Genomic DNA, 1,092 nt, shown 5'->3' on the forward strand with positions numbered 1-1,092 from the left:
CGTCGGGTAGTCGAACACCAACGTCGCAGGAAGCCGCAGCTCACTCGCCGCACCCAACGCGTTCCGCAGCTCCACCGCCGTCAGCGAATCGAAACCCAGATCGCGGAAGGACTGGTGCGGCTCCACGGTGTCCGTCGAGTCGTGGCCGAGCACGGCCGCGACCTGGTGACGGACCAGGTCGAGCAGGACGTCGAGCTGTTCGGCCTCGCCGAGCCCGGCCAGGCGCTGCGCCAGCGCACCCGACGCGGCCGAAGCCTCCGCCGTACGCCGCGCCGGCACCCGCACCAGCCCACGCATCAACGGCGCCACCACACCCGACGACGCGGCCTCGGCCCGCACCGCCGCCAAGTCCAGCCGCACCGGCACCAGCAGCGCCTCGCCCGCACCGCGCGCCGCGTCGAACAGCTCCAGCCCCTCGGCGGCCGACAGCGCGGCGACACCGCCCCGGCTCATCCGGGACACATCGGCATCGTCCAAGGCACCGGTCATCGCGCTGGAGTCCGCCCAGAGGCCCCAGGCGAGGGACGTACCGGCGAGGCCACGCGCCCTACGGTGCTGCGCCAACGCATCCACATACGCGTTGGCCGCCGCGTAGTTGCCCTGCCCCGGATTGCCGAAGACACCGGCGGCGGAGGAGAACACCACGAACGCCGACAGGTCCGTAGTCGCGGTCAGCTCGTGCAGGTTCCACGCCGCGTCCACCTTGGGCCGCAGCACCTTGGCCAGCCGGTCCGGCGTCAGCGAACCGATCACACCGTCATCCAGGACACCCGCCGTGTGCACCACACCCGTCAGCGGATGCTCGGCCGGGACGGTCGCGAGGGCCGCGGCGAGCGCGTCCCGGTCGGCCACATCGCACGCGGCCCACCGCACCTCGGCACCCAGCTCGGCCAGTTCGGCGCCGAGTTCGGGTGCACCGGGAGCCTCCGCGCCGCGACGGCTGACCAGGAAGAGGTGGCGTACGCCGCGCTCCGCCACCAGGTGACGGGCAACCAGCCCGCCCAGCGTGCCGCTGGCACCGGTCACCAACACCGTGCCCTCGGCGTCGAAGTCGGGCACCTGCTGCTGCTCGGTGTCCACCACGGCTCGTGC

Annotated in this window: 1 protein-coding gene; it reads right to left on the reverse strand. The window is 73.1% G+C overall.

Annotated features, from left to right (window positions below; all coding sequences use genetic code 11):
* The coding region (locus LCH29_RS43990; RefSeq protein WP_446467295.1) for a type I polyketide synthase at positions 1-1,092 on the reverse strand (1,092 nt) is incomplete at both ends.

This window comes from Streptomyces sp. BRA346, from assembly GCF_052851135.1.